Raw genomic sequence first — 16850 nt, 5'->3', positions numbered from 1 at the left:
GAGAGTCATCGTGAGTGGAGCCACGGGCGCCGGAGCAAGTGGAACCGGCCCAGCCGGTACAGACGGTGTCCGTGGCTCCGCCACTGATTCTGATGACTCACACGAGTCTCGTGGATCCCAGGGGGGAACCGTGACCGACACCCGAGGGCCGCAGCCGGCTCAGTCAGCGCAGTACGACGGGTCCTATGCGGCCGGTGCTCAAGGGACCCAGGGGTCCCAGGGGACACAGGGCGGCTCGGGCGCGCTGCCCGGGGAGCGGCAGCCCCAGCAGGCCCAGCAGGGCGGCCAGATGTACCACCCGCCGCAGGCCTACCAGCAGGACTCCCAGACGGGTTCGGTGCGCAGGCCGCGGACCGGGGCGCGCACGACGCCTCGTACGCGCAAGGCGCGGCTGCGGGTGGCCAAGGCCGATCCGTGGTCGGTGATGAAGGTCAGCTTCCTGCTCTCCATCGCGCTCGGCATCTGCACGATCATCGCGGCCGCCGTGCTGTGGATGGTCATGGACGCCATGGGCGTCTTCTCCACGGTGGGCGGCACGATCTCGGAGGCGACGGGCTCGAACGAGTCCAACGGCTTCGACCTGCAGTCCTTCCTGTCGCTGCCGCGCGTCCTGATGTTCACGACGATCATCGCGGTCATCGATGTGGTCCTCGCCACGGCCCTCGCGACGCTCGGCGCCTTCATCTACAACCTCTCCGCGGGCTTCGTGGGCGGCGTCGAGCTGACACTGGCCGAGGACGAGTAGTCCTTCCGCTTCTTCACGGCTTTCCCTAAGGTCCAGGGCCCCGCTCGTTGAGAGCGGGGCCCTGTCCTGTTTCCTGATCCTGGTCCAGCTCCTGACCGAGCGGGGCTTGGCCGGCGCCTGGTCCCTCACGGCTGGTGGGGCCGGTCCCGGCCCCCGGGGAGAGGGCCGGTCGGGCCGGTCCTGCCTCCCAGGAGGTATCGATTTTGGGACTGGCCCGCACGTGCGCTAATCTTCAGAGGTCAGCGCGCGGGACATACCGCAGCGCGGCGGGGCTATAGCTCAGTTGGTTAGAGCGCATCCCTGATAAGGATGAGGCCACAGGTTCAAATCCTGTTAGCCCCACCAGCCAAAAGACCCCCAGTCGATCATGACTGGGGGTCTTTGACATCCACGGGTGACATCAGCCGATGAGTGGATCTTCCAACAGGTCGGCGAGCAGCGAGACGGCTTCGCGCTCACCGTCGCCCACAACGTGTGTATAGACGTCCATGGTCATGCTGATCTGACTGTGCCGCAGGATCGCCTGAGCGACCTTGGGATGCACCTTCAGGAACGCGAGCAGGGTGCCGCAGGTGTGCCGCGCAAGCCGGACCGTGATCCGGCGGACTCCGGCCCGCTTCACCAGAGCGTTGAACATCCGGGAGAACCCGACCGGGTCCGTCAGCCCGCCCCGCTCGGACGAGAAGATCACGTCATGACCCGGCTCCTGCGCCCAGGCATCACCGACGATCTTCCGCTCCAGCTCTTGCAGCGCACGCCGCTCTTCCAGGGCACGGGCGCAGAACTCCGGCAGGGGCAGCACCGCCTGTGAGGACTCGGTCTTGAGGTCCTTGAGGACCAGGCCCACGCCCTTCTCGCGCTGTACCTGCTTGGTCGGCGTGAACTGTCCGGTCGTGAAGTCGATGTCCTGCCAGCGCAGGCCCAGGACCTCACTGCGGCGGAGCCCGAGGACGAGCACCAGGACGCAGGCCGCGTAGAAGCGGTGGGCACGCGACGCCCGGAGGAAGGTGATCGCCTCAGGGGCGTTCCACGCCTTGCCCTTGTCCTTGCTGACCTTGGGCATGTCGACCAGCAGAGCGACGTTGCGCGTCAGCAGCTCTTCTCGCACTGCGCGGTTGAGCGCGTTGCGGAGGGTCCGCAGAACCTCAAAGCGGGTCGCCGCACCGACTTTCGCGCGCGTGAGAGCACTCATGAACGCACGGAGCTGTGCCGGGGTGAGCTTGACCATCGACTTCTTGCCCAGGTGGGGCGCGAGGTAGAGCCGCACCTTGGACTCATACTTCACGTACGTGTTGTGCTCTTTCTCCGGCTTCACGATGTGCTCCAGCCAGTAGGCCAGCCACTCGCCGAGCGACCACGAGCGAGACGGCACCGGGACACCGTTCCGTTCCTGGTCCTGGAGCTTTCCGAGCTTCTCGGCCGCTTCATCCCACGTGGCGCCGTACACGTACTTCCGGACGCGGTTGCCGTCCGAGTCGGTGACGTACGCGGCTCCCTGGTAGCGGCCATCTGCCCGCTTGGTGATCGTTCCCCCACCGTTGGGGCGACGCTTGGCCATCAGGCAGCCTCCCCAAGCTGACTGCGGACGAAGTCGCCCACGGCATTGGCGGGGATACGTCGGCAGCCATCGACCTTGATGGAGACCAGCCGGTGCGTGCGGATCAGGTCGTAGACCTTGGTCCTGCCGACCTTGAGCATCACCATGACATCCGGCACGGTCAGCAGCTCAGGTGTGGCGGTGGTCATGCTGCGCTCCCTTCCAGGTCGATTTGGTCGTGCAGGGCTTCGCGGGCTGTCTCGCGGTTGAGTTGGATGTCCCGGGCGATGGAGGCGGCGAGCCAGGACTCACCGGGGGTGTAGCCGTGGCCGGCGTAGGTCCAGTGGGCGAGCGTGAGCGTGGTCGACTCGGGGTGTTCGTTGGGGTCCGGTAAGCCGAGGGCGGTGTGTTGCTGGGCGGCTCGGTAGTCGGCGCGGACCTGCCGCAGGGCGCCCAGGGTGGTCGAGTAGCGGCGGGACTTGGTGGAGAAGTGGCCCCGGAAGCCGAGCATGTGAGCCCACTCCCGCAACTTCCGATCCGGGTAGAGGGCGTGCAGGTCGAGGCATGCCTCGATCAGTCGGCGAGGGTGGTCGGGCACGCCGAGCAGCACGAGGGCTTCTTTGTTGCCGACCCGGCGGTCCACGGTGCCGGTGGTTTCGGCGGCCTTGGTGGCGTACTTGGCGACGTAGGAGGCCACGGCCTGCTCGGTGAGGTCTTCGCCATGGCCGAATGCGCCGATGGGCTGCACATCGAGCTGGGTTCCCCACCGCAGGGTTCGGGCGGGTTGGTCGCCGGCCGGGGGTACGTCGACCGCGACACGAGCGGCCGCGGCTTGGATGGCGTCGGTGAGTAGTCCCATGCTGGCCCAGGGCGGGGGTGGGGAGTCGGGTCCTTCGGGTCCGTCGAAGCGGATCACGGCATGGAAGTGCACGGCCCCGCGCTTCTGATACTCAGCGACCTTTCCGAAGGAGAGCCGGGACTGTTCGCGGGCAGCGGTCTGGGTGAGTCCGGCCCGCCGTGCGATCTCGCGGCGGAGGTAGATCGTGAAGTAGCGCCACAGATCCGATGCGTGGTTGTTCCACAGCACTGCGCCCGCGTAGTCGTAGGTGGCCGGGTCGAGGGCAGTGCCGAGGTCCGGGGCGTCCTCGCCGTGCCGTTGGCCGCAGCGGCAGGCCCGGTTGCCGGGGCGGTTGTGGACCGCTCCGAACGAGGGGGCGGTGAGGGTGGCGAAGACGCGGGGGTGATCGCGCACGGTGTGCGGAGTGCCCTTGTCCGGATCTCCCACGAGTCCGGCGCGGATGAGGTGGTAGGTGTCTCCGGCGTAGGTCCAGGCGCAGGAGGGGCAGCGTGAGGCGCGGCGGTTTCCGCAGGCCAGTCGGAGTGTGCCGCCCGGCTCGTGGTCGGTGATGTAGGCGTGCAGCACGGTCTTGGTGGTCGGGTCGATGGTCCTAGTGCCGCCGGTGAGGCGGATCGGGTCGGAGCAGCCGCCGGTGCGGCGGATCTGTTCGTGCCAGCGGTCGAAGTCGTCGGCGCCGGCCACCCGTAGTACGTCGGTGAGGGTGGCCGGGTCGAGACCTGCCAGGGTGGCGGTGTCCATCACGCGAACGCCTCCTGCCGGGCGGTCAGGAAGGCGGTGCCGATCCAGCGTGTGTAGGCCGGGGGGATCGCTTCGGTGAGTTCCTCGCGGACGTCGGTCCAGGTGATGCCCATGGCTTGTTGCATCTCGGGGACCGTGGCCTTGCCGCCGCCCTCCCCGTACGCGGCGACGTAGGGGCCCTCCCGGTAGACGCCGTGTCGGTAGCCGCGCACGTAGCCCCGGTGTCGGGGATGGGCTGGCCGTGCTGTGGCCCAGCGGCCGAGTTCGAAGTTGCGGTGCCGCAGCACGTCGAGCCCGAACATCTCCCCGCACAGGGACACGTCCTTGCGGATCTCTGCCTTGCCGCTGGGCTGCTCGATCACGTACGGCAATCCGGTCTGGTCGAGCAGGTCCCGCGTAGCGGCCACCAGGTCCGTGTGGGCACGGCCCCAGCCCTGCGACTGGTTGGTGCCGACGGTCAGGGCGCAGCCGGCTTGGCAGGGTGGGGAGGCGTGCACGAGCGTGTACCGGGCGATCTCGCCCGTGGTGATCAGGTGGGCGAGGTATTCGAGCGCGTCGCCCCGGTGGTAGGGGAAGGGGTAGCGGGGGCGATCGACGATGTCGCAGCCGTCGACCTGGAATCCGGCGAGGTGGTATCCCCAGCCGGCCCCGCCGGAGCAGGAGAACAGATCCAGGACCCGCAGGCCCATGGGGAGCGCCATGGCTATCACCGCCCGGCCGGAATGCGAGCGGCGGATGCCGGGGTGGTGTGGCCGGTGCCGTTGCAGCCCCGGCAGGTGATGTGGAGGGTGACGCGGGAGCCGTCACAGTGGCGGGCACCGGTGGTGATCGCCACGGTGGGGAAGCCGTCGCAGTTGCGGCAGACCGGCCGCTTGAAGGCGTACTGAGGCATGATGAGTGAGCCCTTTCGGATCGTTGATCTGGATGGGGTGAAGCCGTCCGGGGCGGCGGAAACTTGGCGGTTGAGGCCGCCCCGGAGGGCCCTAGTACTTGCGGTAGCGGCTCTTGGAGCGAACCGGCCGAGAGCGCGCAGGGCGCCGGCGAGGAGAGCGAGAGCGCCCCTTGGAGATGCGGCCGGACGAACCGCCGCTCTTGGACGCGCGGTTGAGGGTGTAGCTCAGACCGCAGCTCGCGGAGAGGACCGCGATGATCGATGCGGCGATGATCTGGACGACGAACGCGATCACGAACAGCACGAGCACGGTCCCGGCGGTGATGGCCAGGGTGAGCAGGATCGGGCCCTTGTAGGAGCGGGGAGCCTCCTGCACGATCACGACCGATCGCGGGTCGGTGCCGGGCGGAAGCCGCTCGTACAGGTCGGCGGGGATGTGACCGGCGCGGAACTGTTCGTCGGGCAGGTGCATGACAGGCTCCTTGTCAGGCCGTGCAGCGGTGGGTACGGGCCGAGAGTTCGGCCGCCGAACGGTCACGGAAGTCCGTGGAGAATCCGCACTTGGGAGCCGTGCAAGCGGCGGTGTGCTTGGTGCGTCCGCGTCCGTCGTTGTAGCTGCCGACCTGGACGGGGCCGATACGGACCAGGTCGTAGAAGCGGTTCGGGCGGGGCATGGTGGATCTCCTTTCGTGTCAGGCGAGTTGGGTGACGAGCGTGTTGGCGAGTGCTTCGGGGACCCCGAGCCGGGCGCGCAGGGTGGCCGCGTCGATCCGGGTTCCGGTCCGTGTGTGGTGCTCGGTGGCGACCTTGCGGGCGTGCTCGACCAAGGCCGGAGGCACCACGGGAGCCGCTTCGGGCAGGGCCGGGGCCGGGTCCGGCGCCGGGATTTCCTCGTGCTCGGGTTCCGGGGTCGGGGTGGGGTTTTCGGGTGCGGGGGCCGGGGCTGCGGGCGCCGGCGGAACCGGCATCCGGTCCCCGGCTTGCTTGGGTGAGTGGGCCAGGAGCGTGCCGCCGAGGAAGGCCAGCGCGGGCCATCCGGCGACGCCGAACCGCAGCCAGGCCGGGGGGTGTTGCATGTCGAGGAAGCCGGCGGTGGCCACGTTGGCACCCAGCGAGGCGACCAGCGCGATCAGGAACCAGCACCAGGCCAGCCGAGCCGGTCCGCCGGCGCGGAGCCGACGCCATGCGGCCACCAAGAGCAGGTCGACCGAAATCGGATACGCCCAGGCCTTCCAGCCGTCTTGTCCGGCAGCGGCGGCCAGGTCATGCAGGTGAGCGAAGGACAGAGCCCCTGCGATCACGGCTTGCACGAGCACCGCATCCACGCGGATCGAACGGTTCATGTCCTCACCTCCTTCGCGGTGTTGAGCCGGGGGCGGGGCGGGGAGTCGTGTCCGGCCGCCCTGCCCCGGCGGGTTCAGCGGCGGTCGAAGCCGGGGCAGCCGTTGACCATGTGGTCCACGCACTGCGGGCAATCCCCACGCAGGCCCTGGTGCACGGTGCGGTCGTGGGCGTGCCGCCAGCACTGCGGGCACTCGCCCTTCGGCGTGGACCCAGCGGTACGCGGTGAATTTCCGAACAGACCCATGACGGGCTCCTCTCTTGTTGGGTGTTCAGTCCTGGAGCGCTTCGCCGGTGCCCCAACACTTGGTGCACAGGGCGGCCTGTTGATCGGCGGTGGCGCGTCCCTTGCGGGCGCCGACCCGGACGGTTTCGGTGATCTCGCCCTTGCCCTTGCACTCCGGGCACTTCTTCGCCGAAGCCTTGGCGGCGGGCTTGCGTGCGGTCATGAGGTGACCTCCCATCTGGTTTGCGGCATGGGCGGGGTAGGGACGTGACGCGAGACGGTCACGCCGGCCGGAGGTGGGTGCGCTGTTACTCGGTGACCGGCCGGGGAGCCACCAGCGGCGGCGCAGGCTCCGGCGTCGGCTCGGTACGAACGACCGGCCGGAAGGGCGACAAGAACGCCAGCTCGGGAGTCAGGTGCGCGAACTCCAGGCAGATGGCCGCAGCCTCAGCGGGGGTCATGGCGGGGGTGCGGATGCGAGACCAGCCGCCGGAAGAGTCACCGGCCACCGCGACACCCGGCCGGTCGGGCGGGATCGTCGTCACGGCCTGGACCGCTTCGGGGGCGATGTCGCCCAGGCCCATTTCACCGGTCTGCTTGTCGTTGACGCGATGGACGACCCGGCCGGTGAGCTGAGCGCGCAGCGTGGTGGCGCCCTTGCCCAGTTCGGAGCCGAAGCGCTGCCCGCAGATCTCCAGGTAGATACCGATGGCGCGGGCCATCTGCGCGAGCCGCACCATCTGCATGACCATCTGGTCCCGAGCCGCCTCATCCTTCTTCGCGGCCACCAGGAACAGTTCGGCCACCTCGTCGACCAGGACCACCAGCGGCACAGACCGGGCCTGTTCGGGCAGGTCCCACAGGTCGGAGACGCCGTGCAGGCTGAGCAGATCGAAGCGGTCTTCCATCTCGGTGACCAGCGCATCAAGGAGGCGTCCGGCCTCTTGTGGGGTGGTCGCCAGCGCCGACAGGCGAGGGGCGTACCGGCTCTGTTCCACCCCGCGCTTGCAGTCGATGCCAACCAGACCCACCGGCAGCTTGGCCAGGCCAGCCATCAGATTGCGCTGATACATCGACTTGCCCGACTGATTGGCGCCCAAGGTCAGCGCCATCGGCACCTTGCGATAGTCCCTGGTGAAGATCGAGCCGTCCTCGCGCAGCGCGATGGGAACGACCATCGGACCCTCAGTCTTTGAGCGACGGGGCATGCGCACCCGGTTGAGGACGTCGTAGCCGGTCATCCGTAGTTCGACGATGCCCGGACGGGTCTCTTGCACGATCACCGAGCGGACTCCCCAGGCGTGCCGCAGCCGTTCGGAAGCCGCCGCGAGATCCGCTGGTTCCAGGCCGGCGGGGAGCCGCAGCGAGATCCGCAGTCCGGTCGAGGTGGGCCGCACCCGGCGGACCTTCGGGGGTTGCGGCCGGACCTCCCGGCGGGCCACATTGCGGGTCATGAACGCCCGCAGACCCGAAGGCTGCACCGTGAGCCCGCACACCTCCATCGTGGAGCGGTAGGTCACCGTGAACCGGCCCCAGGTCAGCGGCAGACCGACCAGCGACCAGTACACGCGAGGAGCACGGACCTTCGCGAAGCCGAGCCCACCGACGATTACCGCCACAGCGGCAAGCAGTAACCAGGTCCGAAGGTCCATGATCAGGCCTCCGTCGAGATGGCGACCGCGCGGAACGAGATCCCGTGACGCTTCTGGCCGTTGAACTCGTTCTCCCAGTCACGCGCCTTGAGGCCGATCACCGAGACCGGCGTACCCGGCGTCAGGCTCTCGGAGATTCCCGTCTCCGGCACGGTCACCTGGTAGAGGTTCCCCTCCCCCTCATCCGAGATCAGCAGACCCACCGTCGAGAGCGCCGCACCGGTCTCCCGGTCCATGGCCCGCTCCCCGGTCTGCTTGCTGATCACCTTCGGCACGGCCGGTGTCGCCACGAACACGACAGCGGTCGAAAGGTCGATCTTGAAGGACGGCATGTAGTGCTCCTTGGTCCAGGGCGCACGCTTGGTGACGCCCAACTGGCTTGAGCCACTTACTGGCTTAAGCCAGTTGACCACACGAGGGTCGTTGGGTCAACAAGGTGGCTTGAGCCAGTTGCTAAAGTGGGGGTATGACTCCGTCCAGTCCCTCGACCCCACCGCCTCCGAGCAGGCGAATTGCTGATGACTTGCGTCGCCAGATCGAGGTTGGGGAGCTACACAGCGGGGACAAGTTGCCGTCCGAACGAGCCCTGGCCGAGCAGTACGGCTCCGCACGCAACACCGCACGAGAGGCCATCCGGATACTTGCGGAACAAGGACTCGTCACCGCGAAGCACGGCAGTGGCGTCTTCGTCCGAGAGCCGCAGAGGCTGTTTCGGTTCGGCAGCGATCGGTACTCGATCAAAAATCGCGAGACGGGACTCACGCCGTTCAGGCTCGAAGCCAAGAAGCAGGGCAAAACCCCGAGGATCGATGTCCCGTCCATCGCGCAAGAGCGTCCGCCGCTGGACGTGGCAGAACGACTGAAGGTGCCCGCCGACGAAGAGAGCGTGATCCACCGCGAGAACCACTACTTCGCAGACGAGGAGCCCGTACAGATCGTTTCGACCTACCTGCGATGGGATGAAGCGCAAGGCACGCTCCTGATGCAGCCCAAGACTGGCAAGGATGGCATCTACGGCCGTCTCGAAGATCTTGGGCACGTCATGACCCACGTGCGAGACGAGATCAGCGCAAGGATGCCCACGCCGGCAGAGGCCGCGATCCTCGACCTATTGCCCGGCGTGCCCGTGCTTGAGGTCTTGCACACCAGCCTCGACCAGGACGGCATCCCGTTCGAGGTCTCTCGGTACGTGCATCGAGCCGATCGAACCGGGCTTCTATACGAAATGCCGGTCGAGTAGAGAGGAACCCCTCATGCAGTCCATGACGGTGCGCCCCTTTGAGGAAGCGGACCTAGACTCCGCCGCTGCGGCCCTGGTCGAAGTCCACGAGACGGACGGGTACCCGGTCGAGGGTGTTGAAGACCCACAGGCGTGGCTCAGGTCGAAAGACGTGCTGGCTGCGTGGGTAGCAGACGTGGAGGGGAAGATCGTCGGGCATGTGGCCATCATGCGATCGCAGGGCGAGGATGCCGTCTCGCTCTGGACCGAGCAAAGCGGAGACGACGAAGCCAACGTAGGCGTTCTCGCACGCCTCTTCGTCGTCCGGGAGGCACGGAAGCACGCCGCCGGGAAGCGCTTGATGGAAGCCGCGACGGACTTCGGCCAAAAACAGGGCCTACGCCTAGTACTCGACGTGATGACGAAGGATGCCGCAGCCATTCGGCTCTACGAACGGCTCGGTTGGCGGAAGATCGGCGAAGCTACCCACCACTTCGGCGACGGAGAGAGCATCCTTGCCGTCTGCTACGTCTCGCCGAAGGGCTGAGCTGTTACAGGTTTCTCTACTTCATCAAGCCCCGCCCGTTGGGCGGGGAGGGAGTGGCCCCATGGCCCCCACCTGGTTCTTTGGCTTGTGATGTTCGGTCGATGCCTCAGCCGTGGCGCACTTGGAATAGACAGAACCTCTCAGCCGCCACGCGGGGAACCTCAGCTCCCCATTGCTTCGCCCCCAGGACTGCACCACAGCCCCGGCATTGGCCTTCGGCTTGTTGAGGTCCTGGGGTCTTCGGGAGCGGGTTGGGGGTCTCTTGGCCTTCGGCCATCCGGAGCTCTGGCCCGATGGCTTCTCCGGCCGCCGCTACTTGGGATCACACCCCACCGGCCCACACGCGGGCCGGCGGGGGCTCGGAGCTCGGGGCTGCGCTCATGCCTTCGGCCCGCGCTGCCCCGGCCCCGGCCCCCGCCACCTGAAGTTGCCTTGGGATGATCCCCGTTTCACGCTCTGGCACGCCAAGGGCCGCTGCACCGGACCGAGCCTGATACCCCACCCCATCCCACGCCCGTGCCCCACAGAGCCACGGCCCAGCTTGGGCAGGCACCGCCCCATGGTCGGCACGCTTGGTGTGCCACGGACCCCACGGGACAGCTTTGGATCAACAAGCAGGTGCGCCACGGCTGAGGCATCGACCGAACCCCACCGGCCGGGAAGTGGTGGGGGAGGTGGGGGCTGGGGCGGTCGGCTCCACGGCTTTAGGCAGCCACCATGGGGCGAGCCTCGAAGATCATGGCCCCAACGTCGTGCTTTAACGGGCAGGTCCACAGACTGCCCGACTCGCCGGAAGCTTAAGGGGCCATGATCACTCGCCCCATGGCAGCTCCCGCCCAAAGCCGCTCCACCGACCTTGGCGCCCGGCTTTAGGGGACGAATCCGGAAGGCGCCCGTTATCCATGTGACGTGTGCCATGCTGTTGCCCCGATGGCTCGCATCTACATTGCTGAGATCCGGATCAGCGACACCATGGCTGAGAAGATCCAGAGCAAGCATGGGGTGACACCTGCCGAGGTGCGCGAAGCATGCCAAGCGCCCAGCCGGTACACGAAGGCTGGTTGGAGCGACGAACCCGAGAGGGGACTACGCCTCATCGTTCATGGGGAGTCCGAAGCGGGAAGGTATCTAAAGATCGTCCTCTTCCCTGTGGACATCGCCGATGGCATTTATCGGCTTGGCACAGCGCTTGCCGCTACCCGATGAAGGATTCAGGATGGTCAGCATGGAGCCTGTGGACGAGTTCGCTGACATTGATCTCACGGAAGACGAGATCGACGCCATGATGGCCACGAGCGAGCCGGTTGAACTTGTGGCACCTCCGTACCGCCCCCCGCTGCTAGAGGTGACCGTCAAGAGCGCCCCTCGAACCTACGGGTCGAAGCCGTACGTTCGGCAAGTACCCAGAGCCACGAAATCAGCGCATCGCCTGGCTGACCTAGCTAAGCTCTCCTGACTGTGGGTATCGCAAATGACACGCACGTCTCGATCTTCCTAGCCGACTTCGCGAACGCTGATCCGACGGGCAAGGTAAACGCCATCGGCGCCGGCTGGCAGATGGTGACCATGACCCCCGAGACGGGTGCAACGGCACCCCATGCTGTTGTTGTCTTGATCTCGGCTGCCCCCTCTGTGGAAGACACCGAGGTCAACACCACGCTGACGTTGTGTGATGCGTCCGGAGAGGTAGTGCAGATCCCCGGACCGGCTGGCGATCCGCAAGCCCTTCAGGTGGTCCAAAGCGTCAGGCTGGACCGCCCCACTGTGCAGCAGTTCCCCCAGCGAGAGAAGCTGTGGAGCCAAGGCAAGGTGATCATTAACCTGCCGACCGGGCTACCGCTTCAGGTGGATCACGAGTACCAATGGGTCTTCAAAATCGAAGGGGTAAGTGGGCCTCAGTGGATGGCCCCGTTCTTCGTGGTGCAGCCCTCAGAGCTGCGAGAGCAGGATCAGCCGTCGGGGACAGCCGAAGTTGACCCCACCACTGGCCCTTAGAGATTCAGCCTGGCTGAGTGCAGAGGTTCGACACGACGAGCCGAGTCTGGGCTGTCAAGCGGGCTCGGCGGCTCTGACATCAGCGACTGACACCAACAAGCACGAACGGCACCGACCAACGCTGAACTCCAGCGGCCAGCAAACTCAGGTATTGCACAGGCCTGGACGAGGTCGGGGAACCCCTCACGCGACCTGATAAGGATGAGGCCACAGGTTCAAATCCTGTTAGCCCCACAGACATGAAGAAGACCCCCAGCCCGTATCGGCTGGGGGTCTTCTTCATGTCTGAGGGGCCCCTGGGGCAACGGCCGAGCCGGCCGGGGCCGTGCTTACGGCTCCGCGGCGAGCCCGTCGGGATGGGCCTCGGCCTCAACGGCCGTCTCCGTGTCGTCCGTGGGCAGGTGGCGGCAGCTGGGCGACGATCCGTGCGCCTCGGCGCGGATGCGCTGCTTCATCGTGGGCGGCAAGGACCGTTCGTACGCCGCTGCCCAGAAGGCCGCGAGTGGTGCCGTCATGGCCGGTGCGCTCGTGCACGTTTCCGTGGTCTGCTGCGCGGGCGTGGCCGCCGTTGCCGTGGTCGTGAATCCCAGTGTGGCGAAGAGCGCGAGGAAGGCGCTGATGAGCGTGGTCCACAGCTTCATGGCCTTGGTGCCGGTCATGGCGTCTCACTTTCGGGTTGGGCGATTTGCGTACTTTCCTCATGATGTGTATGCGGCGTCGAGAGTGGGGGACCGACGCTCGTGGCGCGTCGATGTTCAGATGAACACCACCCGGATGGCCGTAAGGGCCCTCTGAGGGGCCTGGGAGGGGTCCGGGTGAGGTGAAGAGCGGCGAATGTCGCGTCGGGCCGTGAGGCGCCAAGGAGTGGCGGCGCCCGATTCGACTGCTGTGTTCGGGGCGGGAGTTGGGGTGGATCCAGGTCACCGATCGGTATCGATCGATGTGTATAGTCGGTCGCCAGAGGTCCCTTACGTCAAGAAAGACGAGGTCGCGCGGTGAAGAAGCTTCTCCTGGTCGCACTGGCTGCCATCGGCGGACTCCTCGTGTACCGCCAGATCCAGGCGGATCGCGCCGAGCAGGATCTGTGGACGGAGGCGACTGACTCCGTGCCCACGGGTTCGTGAGTACCGACAACAGTCTCTTTACAAGGCCCCGGTCGCTTTTGCGGCCGGGGCCTTGTGCTGTCCGGATCTTTCCGGCCGCTCGCCTTCGCCCGCGCACGCCATCGCCTTGCGTGAGCAAAGGGTGTCGCTTCTTCGTGCGGGCATGGGTGGCCGGTACTGATGGGTGTTCGGGGAGGGGTGGCGCGTGATGGGGCGGCTGCGCAGAGGCCGGGTGGCACTGGCCGCGGGGGCGGCGTTGTGCGTGGTGGCGGCGGTGCCGGGGCGGGCCGCGGCGGACACGCCGACACCGAGTCCGTACGTATTCGCCGACCGGGCCGTGCCGGTCGAGGGCGCGAAGAACAGCATGGGCGCCGTGAAACTCACGCCCGGGTCGACGTACAAGAGTTCCCTGGCGCGCGGCGGCAAGGTCTACTACCAGCTGCAGCTCGACGCCAGAGAGACCGTGTACGTCTCGGCCACCGCCGTTCCCGGGCTCGATGCCAAGGTCGTCTACGGGGACGGCGTCGAGGTCTCCTTGCAGGACGCGAACGGCAACAGGTGCAACTCCGGAGACGCGCGATTCGGTACGGCGCAGAGCCCGCGGCCCATCACCGCCTGGGCGGTACGGGCGGTCGGCCCCGCCGAGAACCGGTGCAAGGTGGCCGGCACGTACTACGTAGTGGTCGAGCGGAACAGTGATCCCGGCTCCAGCACGCAGACGTGGGACACGGAGCTTCGCGTCGTCTCGGAGCCTGGAGTGGCCAAGGGCGCCCCCATGACGCCACCCGACGCGTGGAACTCCGCCTCGCCCACGCCGCCCACCGGTATGCGCAAGGAGCGCAGGGGCGGCACGGGCTTCAACGATGCGCGGGCCCTGCGGGCGGGTGTCTGGGGCGACCGGATCGAGCCCGGACAGACTCTCTTCTATCGCGTGCCGGTCGACTGGGGACAGCAGCTCTCTGCCAGTGCGGAACTGGGCAGCGCGAGCGGGGGCGGCGGCGAGTACGTCACGTCGGCGCTCGTCATGTCACGGTCCAATCCGGTACGCGCACGCATCGACGACGCCGATACGGCCTACGACGGCCAGCAGAAATCGGCCACGCTGGAACCACTTGCCCCCGTCGCATACGAGAATCGGTACTCCCCTGTCGATGGTGTGGCCGCGACGCGGTTCGCCGGGTGGTACTACCTCTCCGTCCACCTCAATCCGAAGGTCGCCCGAGAGTTCGGCAAAGGTCCGCTGGGCCTGACGCTGCGGGTGAACGTCGACGGAGCCGCGAAGAAGGCGCCCGCGTACGTCGGGACGGCGCGGCCCTCGGACGAGTTCAGCGTCACCGGCCAGGACAAGGACGCCGCGGTGCGGGGCGATACGTCTGCCGGGGGCGGGAGCGAGGGCGGCGACGGCAGCGGGAACGGTGACGGAGACGGAGACGGAGACGGAGACGGCATGAAGCTGGTCGCCGCCGGGGGGTTCGGCGCTGGGACCCTGCTGCTGATGATCCTGGGGGTGTGGACGGTGATCGGGCGGAGGCGTGCGGGACGGGCCGGGCGTGCGGCTGCTGCGGATTCGCCGTACGGGCCGCCGACGGCCTGGTAGCTGCAGCGGGGCAGGCCCTGGGGCAGGGCCGGGTCAGGTCCGGGTCAGGTCCGGGTCAGATACGAGTCAGGGCCCAGATGCCCACCGCGAAGCACGCCAGCGCTGCGAGCAGCATCGGGATCGCCACCTTCAGGGGCGGTCCCGGCCGTTTCTGCCGATGGCTCTGCGGAACTGGTCGGCTCTGGAGTGGAACCTGCGGGGCGTGAGCGGTGTATGGATAAGTAGAGGCTGCTACGCGGTGTGCCGATGGTGTCGCGGAGGGTGCACGTTCGTGGGTCGGGAGGTGCATGGGGGCGTGGGCCTGGGCCTGGATCTGGGCTTGAGCCGGGGCTGGGACCGGAACGGGGATCTGCTCGGGCACCGGAGCCGACACCTGGGCCCGCACCTCGTGCGGCACCTGGATCGGAACTTGGTGGGGGGAGGGGACATGCGGGGACTGAGCGGGGAGCGGGGGCGGCGTGGCCTGCTGCGGCGGTGGGGTGGCCTGCTGTGGCTGAACCTGTGGTGGCTGCGGCTGCGGCAGTGGCTGGATCCGCGGTGGCTGCGCCGGCGGGAAGCTTCCCGTCTGTGGCGCGGAGAGAGGTGGGGGCGGTACGGCGGGGGGAGCGAAGTCGGGTGGCGGCGGCGCCGCGAGGGGGCCATCGGGCCCGAACCCCCGGGGGAGCGGGCCCAGTTGGTCGAAGATTTCGACGATCTCGTCGTCGGGGCCGGGCTCGGGCAGCAGCTCGGCGGCCGAGTTCAACGCCTTGCGCGCGCCCGTGGCGGTGCGGAACCGTGCGAGCGGGTCCGGCTGGAGGAGCGTGGCGACGACCTGCCACAGCGGCTCCGGCACGCCCTGCGGCGCCCCAGGCGTCCCGTGCGCGGCGAAGTGCTCGATCAGGGCCTTGGCGTCCGGTTTGGCGCCCTGAAGCAGATAGAGGGTCACCAGGCCCACGGCAAAGAGATCGGCGGTGAAGTCCGGCTCGGCACCCATCATTTGCTCCGGCGCGAAGTAACCGGGCGTCCCCACCACATAGTTGGTCTCGGTCAGCCGTGGCTCGCCCATCCGCATCGAGATGCCGAAGTCGGAGAGCCGCAGGTGCGGGCGCGCGGTGCCGGTGGCCTCCAGCAGGATGTTGGCGGGCTTGATGTCACGGTGCACGACCCCCTCGGCGTGCACCGCGGCCAGGCCGGAGAGCAGCTGGTCCAGGAGCGTGCAGACCAGGCGGGGCGGCAGCGCGCCGTAGTCACCGATCACATGGGCCAGCGAGCCGCCGGCGACCAGGGCCATGGTGAACAGGACCTTGTCGTCGTCGGCGGCCCAGCTGGCGGGCGCGAGCACATGGGGGTGGTCGATCCGGAGCGCCTGCTCCCGCACGAAGCGCAGCAGCGCGTGCGCGTCGCTCTGTTGCAGGACCTTGGCGGCCACATATCGGCGCCGCCTGTGGTCCCAGGCGCGCCAGACCGCTCCGACTCCCCCGCGTCCGACCGGGTCGACCAGTTCATAACGGCCGGCGAAGACCTCACCCATGGTCGCGCATCGCTCCCCCTCCGGGCCGCCCGGTGGCCCGGCCGACGGCTCAGTTCTGGTGCGCCTCGTAGTGGGCGACCGCGTCCGCGGTGCGTCCGGCGCCGTATACCCGGAGGAACTCTGCCAGTTCCGGGTGGGTCGGTGCGAGGGAGTCCGCGGCATCGATGATGTCGCCCGCCGCCGCGACGGAGCGCAGCAGCGACTGGATCTCACGCACCACACGCTTCACCGTGGGCGCACCCGAACTCGTCGTCGACTGCGAGGTGTTGGTCAGGACGGAGCCGCCCTGGGACTTCTTGATCTCATCCATGCGGTCGGTGGCCTCGGCGGCGCTCACGCTGCCGTCGGCGACCTGGCCCGCCAGCTCCTGGAGGAGCTGGACGCGCTGGACGACCGCCGGGTTGCCGATCTTCGCGCGCTGCCCGCTCATGAGCTGGGACAGCATGGGCGCGGACAGACCCAGGACGCCGGCGAGGCGTGCCTGGTTGAGGCCCAGATCATCGATGAGACGACGGAAGAGCGCCCCCAGCGGCTCTCCGTACCAGTTCCGCTGGAGCTCTCGTGCTCTCGCGGTCGTCTCTTGTTGTGCGGCGTCCATTGCGTCTCCCCATCGCTTCCCCAAAAACCGTGGTTCGCTGCCGCGAACCACGCCGAGCATCTTACGGAGCGTGGTCGTTCACCGGGACCCCCAATCCTTTTGCGAGATCCGGGGGGTGACCCGGTACTCTGGTCTCCGTCGCCCACCGGAGCGGGATCCTTCCGGCTGGGTGCACCATTTTCGGGGCCTTAGCTCAGTTGGTAGAGCGCTGCCTTTGCAAGGCAGATGTCAGGAGTTCGAATCTCCTAGGCTCCACAGAAACGCCGTAGGGCGGGATCACCTCAGCTGAGG

The 16850-nt window shown here is 67.8% G+C and carries 22 protein-coding genes and 2 tRNA genes; 9 read left to right on the top strand and 15 right to left on the bottom strand.

The genetic code is table 11. The features are described 5' to 3' along the window. Positions 1-10: 10 nt before the first annotated feature. Both ACFUPX_RS33765 and ACFUPX_RS33760 read left to right on the top strand, forming a co-directional pair. Positions 11-745, top strand: coding sequence for a DUF3566 domain-containing protein (locus tag ACFUPX_RS33765; protein ID WP_383331528.1), 735 nt, complete (start codon positions 11-13; stop codon positions 743-745). A gap of 268 nt (positions 746-1013) precedes the next feature. After that, a tRNA-Ile gene (locus ACFUPX_RS33760) sits at positions 1014-1090 on the top strand. Positions 1091-1145: 55 nt separating this feature from the next. Here the strand turns inward: ACFUPX_RS33760 and ACFUPX_RS33755 are convergent. The 12 genes from ACFUPX_RS33755 to ACFUPX_RS33700 form a co-directional block, all read right to left on the bottom strand. After that, the gene (locus tag ACFUPX_RS33755) at positions 1146-2303 is read right to left on the bottom strand and encodes a tyrosine-type recombinase/integrase (RefSeq protein ID WP_383331525.1); all 1158 of its coding nucleotides are present in this window, start codon (positions 2301-2303) and stop codon (positions 1146-1148) included. Further along, complete coding sequence (locus ACFUPX_RS33750; protein ID WP_383331523.1) at positions 2303-2491, bottom strand: helix-turn-helix domain-containing protein; 189 nt, start codon at positions 2489-2491, stop codon at positions 2303-2305. The genes ACFUPX_RS33755 and ACFUPX_RS33750 overlap by 1 nt, the downstream gene beginning before the upstream one ends. Next, positions 2488-3882, bottom strand: a complete 1395-nt coding sequence (gene repSA / locus ACFUPX_RS33745) for a replication initiator protein RepSA (RefSeq protein WP_383331520.1) — start codon at positions 3880-3882, stop codon at positions 2488-2490. Before repSA ends, ACFUPX_RS33750 begins: the two co-directional genes overlap by 4 nt. Beyond that, positions 3879-4580, bottom strand: a complete 702-nt coding sequence (locus tag ACFUPX_RS33740; RefSeq protein WP_383331518.1) for a DNA methylase — start codon at positions 4578-4580, stop codon at positions 3879-3881. Before ACFUPX_RS33740 ends, repSA begins: the two co-directional genes overlap by 4 nt. A 5-nt stretch (positions 4581-4585) precedes the next feature. Then, complete coding sequence (locus ACFUPX_RS33735; RefSeq protein ID WP_383331515.1) at positions 4586-4771, bottom strand: hypothetical protein; 186 nt, start codon at positions 4769-4771, stop codon at positions 4586-4588. A 91-nt stretch (positions 4772-4862) separates the two neighbouring features. Beyond that, a complete protein-coding gene (locus tag ACFUPX_RS33730; protein WP_383331513.1) occupies positions 4863-5243 on the bottom strand; it encodes a hypothetical protein in 381 nt (126 codons plus the stop codon). Positions 5244-5256: 13 nt separating this feature from the next. Further along, positions 5257-5445 carry a mobile element transfer protein gene (locus ACFUPX_RS33725; protein WP_383331510.1) on the bottom strand — a complete coding sequence of 63 codons (189 nt, stop codon included), beginning with the start codon at positions 5443-5445 and terminating at the stop codon, positions 5257-5259. Positions 5446-5463: 18 nt separating this feature from the next. Beyond that, positions 5464-6114 carry a DUF2637 domain-containing protein gene (locus ACFUPX_RS33720; RefSeq protein ID WP_383331508.1) on the bottom strand — a complete coding sequence of 217 codons (651 nt, stop codon included), beginning with the start codon at positions 6112-6114 and terminating at the stop codon, positions 5464-5466. 74 nt (positions 6115-6188) lie between these two features. After that, positions 6189-6359, bottom strand: coding sequence for a pRL2-8 (locus tag ACFUPX_RS33715; RefSeq protein ID WP_383331505.1), 171 nt, complete (start codon positions 6357-6359; stop codon positions 6189-6191). Positions 6360-6384: 25 nt separating this feature from the next. Next, positions 6385-6561, bottom strand: coding sequence for a hypothetical protein (locus ACFUPX_RS33710; protein ID WP_383331502.1), 177 nt, complete (start codon positions 6559-6561; stop codon positions 6385-6387). Positions 6562-6646: 85 nt separating this feature from the next. Further along, on the bottom strand, positions 6647-7990 hold the full coding sequence (locus tag ACFUPX_RS33705) for an FtsK/SpoIIIE domain-containing protein (protein WP_383331499.1): 1344 nt from the start codon (positions 7988-7990) through the stop codon (positions 6647-6649). A gap of 2 nt (positions 7991-7992) precedes the next feature. Continuing rightward, entirely contained in the window at positions 7993-8322 is a 330-nt protein-coding gene (locus tag ACFUPX_RS33700) for a hypothetical protein (RefSeq protein ID WP_383331496.1), read from the bottom strand. Between the two features lie 134 nt (positions 8323-8456). Between ACFUPX_RS33700 and ACFUPX_RS33695 the strand changes: the two genes are divergently transcribed. The 4 genes from ACFUPX_RS33695 to ACFUPX_RS33680 all read left to right on the top strand — a co-directional run bounded on the left by ACFUPX_RS33695 (position 8457) and on the right by ACFUPX_RS33680 (position 11751). Beyond that, positions 8457-9230 (top strand): GntR family transcriptional regulator, encoded by a 774-nt coding sequence (locus tag ACFUPX_RS33695; RefSeq protein WP_383331493.1) that lies wholly within the window; start codon positions 8457-8459, stop codon positions 9228-9230. Between the two features lie 13 nt (positions 9231-9243). Next, on the top strand, positions 9244-9756 hold the full coding sequence (locus tag ACFUPX_RS33690; protein WP_383331490.1) for a GNAT family N-acetyltransferase: 513 nt from the start codon (positions 9244-9246) through the stop codon (positions 9754-9756). A gap of 930 nt (positions 9757-10686) precedes the next feature. Continuing rightward, positions 10687-10962 carry a hypothetical protein gene (locus ACFUPX_RS33685; protein WP_383331488.1) on the top strand — a complete coding sequence of 92 codons (276 nt, stop codon included), beginning with the start codon at positions 10687-10689 and terminating at the stop codon, positions 10960-10962. Between the two features lie 252 nt (positions 10963-11214). Continuing rightward, on the top strand, positions 11215-11751 hold the full coding sequence (locus ACFUPX_RS33680; RefSeq protein ID WP_383331485.1) for a DUF6941 family protein: 537 nt from the start codon (positions 11215-11217) through the stop codon (positions 11749-11751). A gap of 329 nt (positions 11752-12080) precedes the next feature. On the opposite strand, the gene ACFUPX_RS33675 is transcribed toward ACFUPX_RS33680, so the two are convergent. After that, on the bottom strand, positions 12081-12410 hold the full coding sequence (locus ACFUPX_RS33675; RefSeq protein ID WP_383331482.1) for a DUF6344 domain-containing protein: 330 nt from the start codon (positions 12408-12410) through the stop codon (positions 12081-12083). A gap of 336 nt (positions 12411-12746) precedes the next feature. On the opposite strand from ACFUPX_RS33675, the gene ACFUPX_RS33670 reads away from it, so the two are divergent. Continuing rightward, positions 12747-12875, top strand: coding sequence for a DLW-39 family protein (locus tag ACFUPX_RS33670; RefSeq protein WP_003999697.1), 129 nt, complete (start codon positions 12747-12749; stop codon positions 12873-12875). A 187-nt stretch (positions 12876-13062) separates the two neighbouring features. Then, positions 13063-14451: a hypothetical protein gene (locus tag ACFUPX_RS33665; protein WP_383331600.1), complete on the top strand. Its 1389-nt coding sequence runs from the start codon at positions 13063-13065 to the stop codon at positions 14449-14451. Positions 14452-14506: 55 nt separating this feature from the next. Here the strand turns inward: ACFUPX_RS33665 and ACFUPX_RS33660 are convergent, their stop codons facing one another. Continuing rightward, on the bottom strand, positions 14507-15961 hold the full coding sequence (locus tag ACFUPX_RS33660) for a serine/threonine-protein kinase (RefSeq protein ID WP_383331479.1): 1455 nt from the start codon (positions 15959-15961) through the stop codon (positions 14507-14509). Between the two features lie 49 nt (positions 15962-16010). Beyond that, positions 16011-16559: a DNA-binding protein gene (locus ACFUPX_RS33655; RefSeq protein WP_160506124.1), complete on the bottom strand. Its 549-nt coding sequence runs from the start codon at positions 16557-16559 to the stop codon at positions 16011-16013. Positions 16560-16741: 182 nt separating this feature from the next. On the opposite strand from ACFUPX_RS33655, the gene ACFUPX_RS33650 reads away from it, so the two are divergent. After that, a tRNA-Ala gene (locus ACFUPX_RS33650) sits at positions 16742-16814 on the top strand. Positions 16815-16850: the final 36 nt, after the last annotated feature.

Source organism: Streptomyces sp. NPDC057302 (assembly GCF_042667685.1).
In the GTDB taxonomy this organism is placed as follows: Bacteria; Actinomycetota; Actinomycetes; order Streptomycetales; family Streptomycetaceae; genus Streptomyces.
This window is presented reverse-complemented; position numbering and strand designations above follow the sequence as displayed.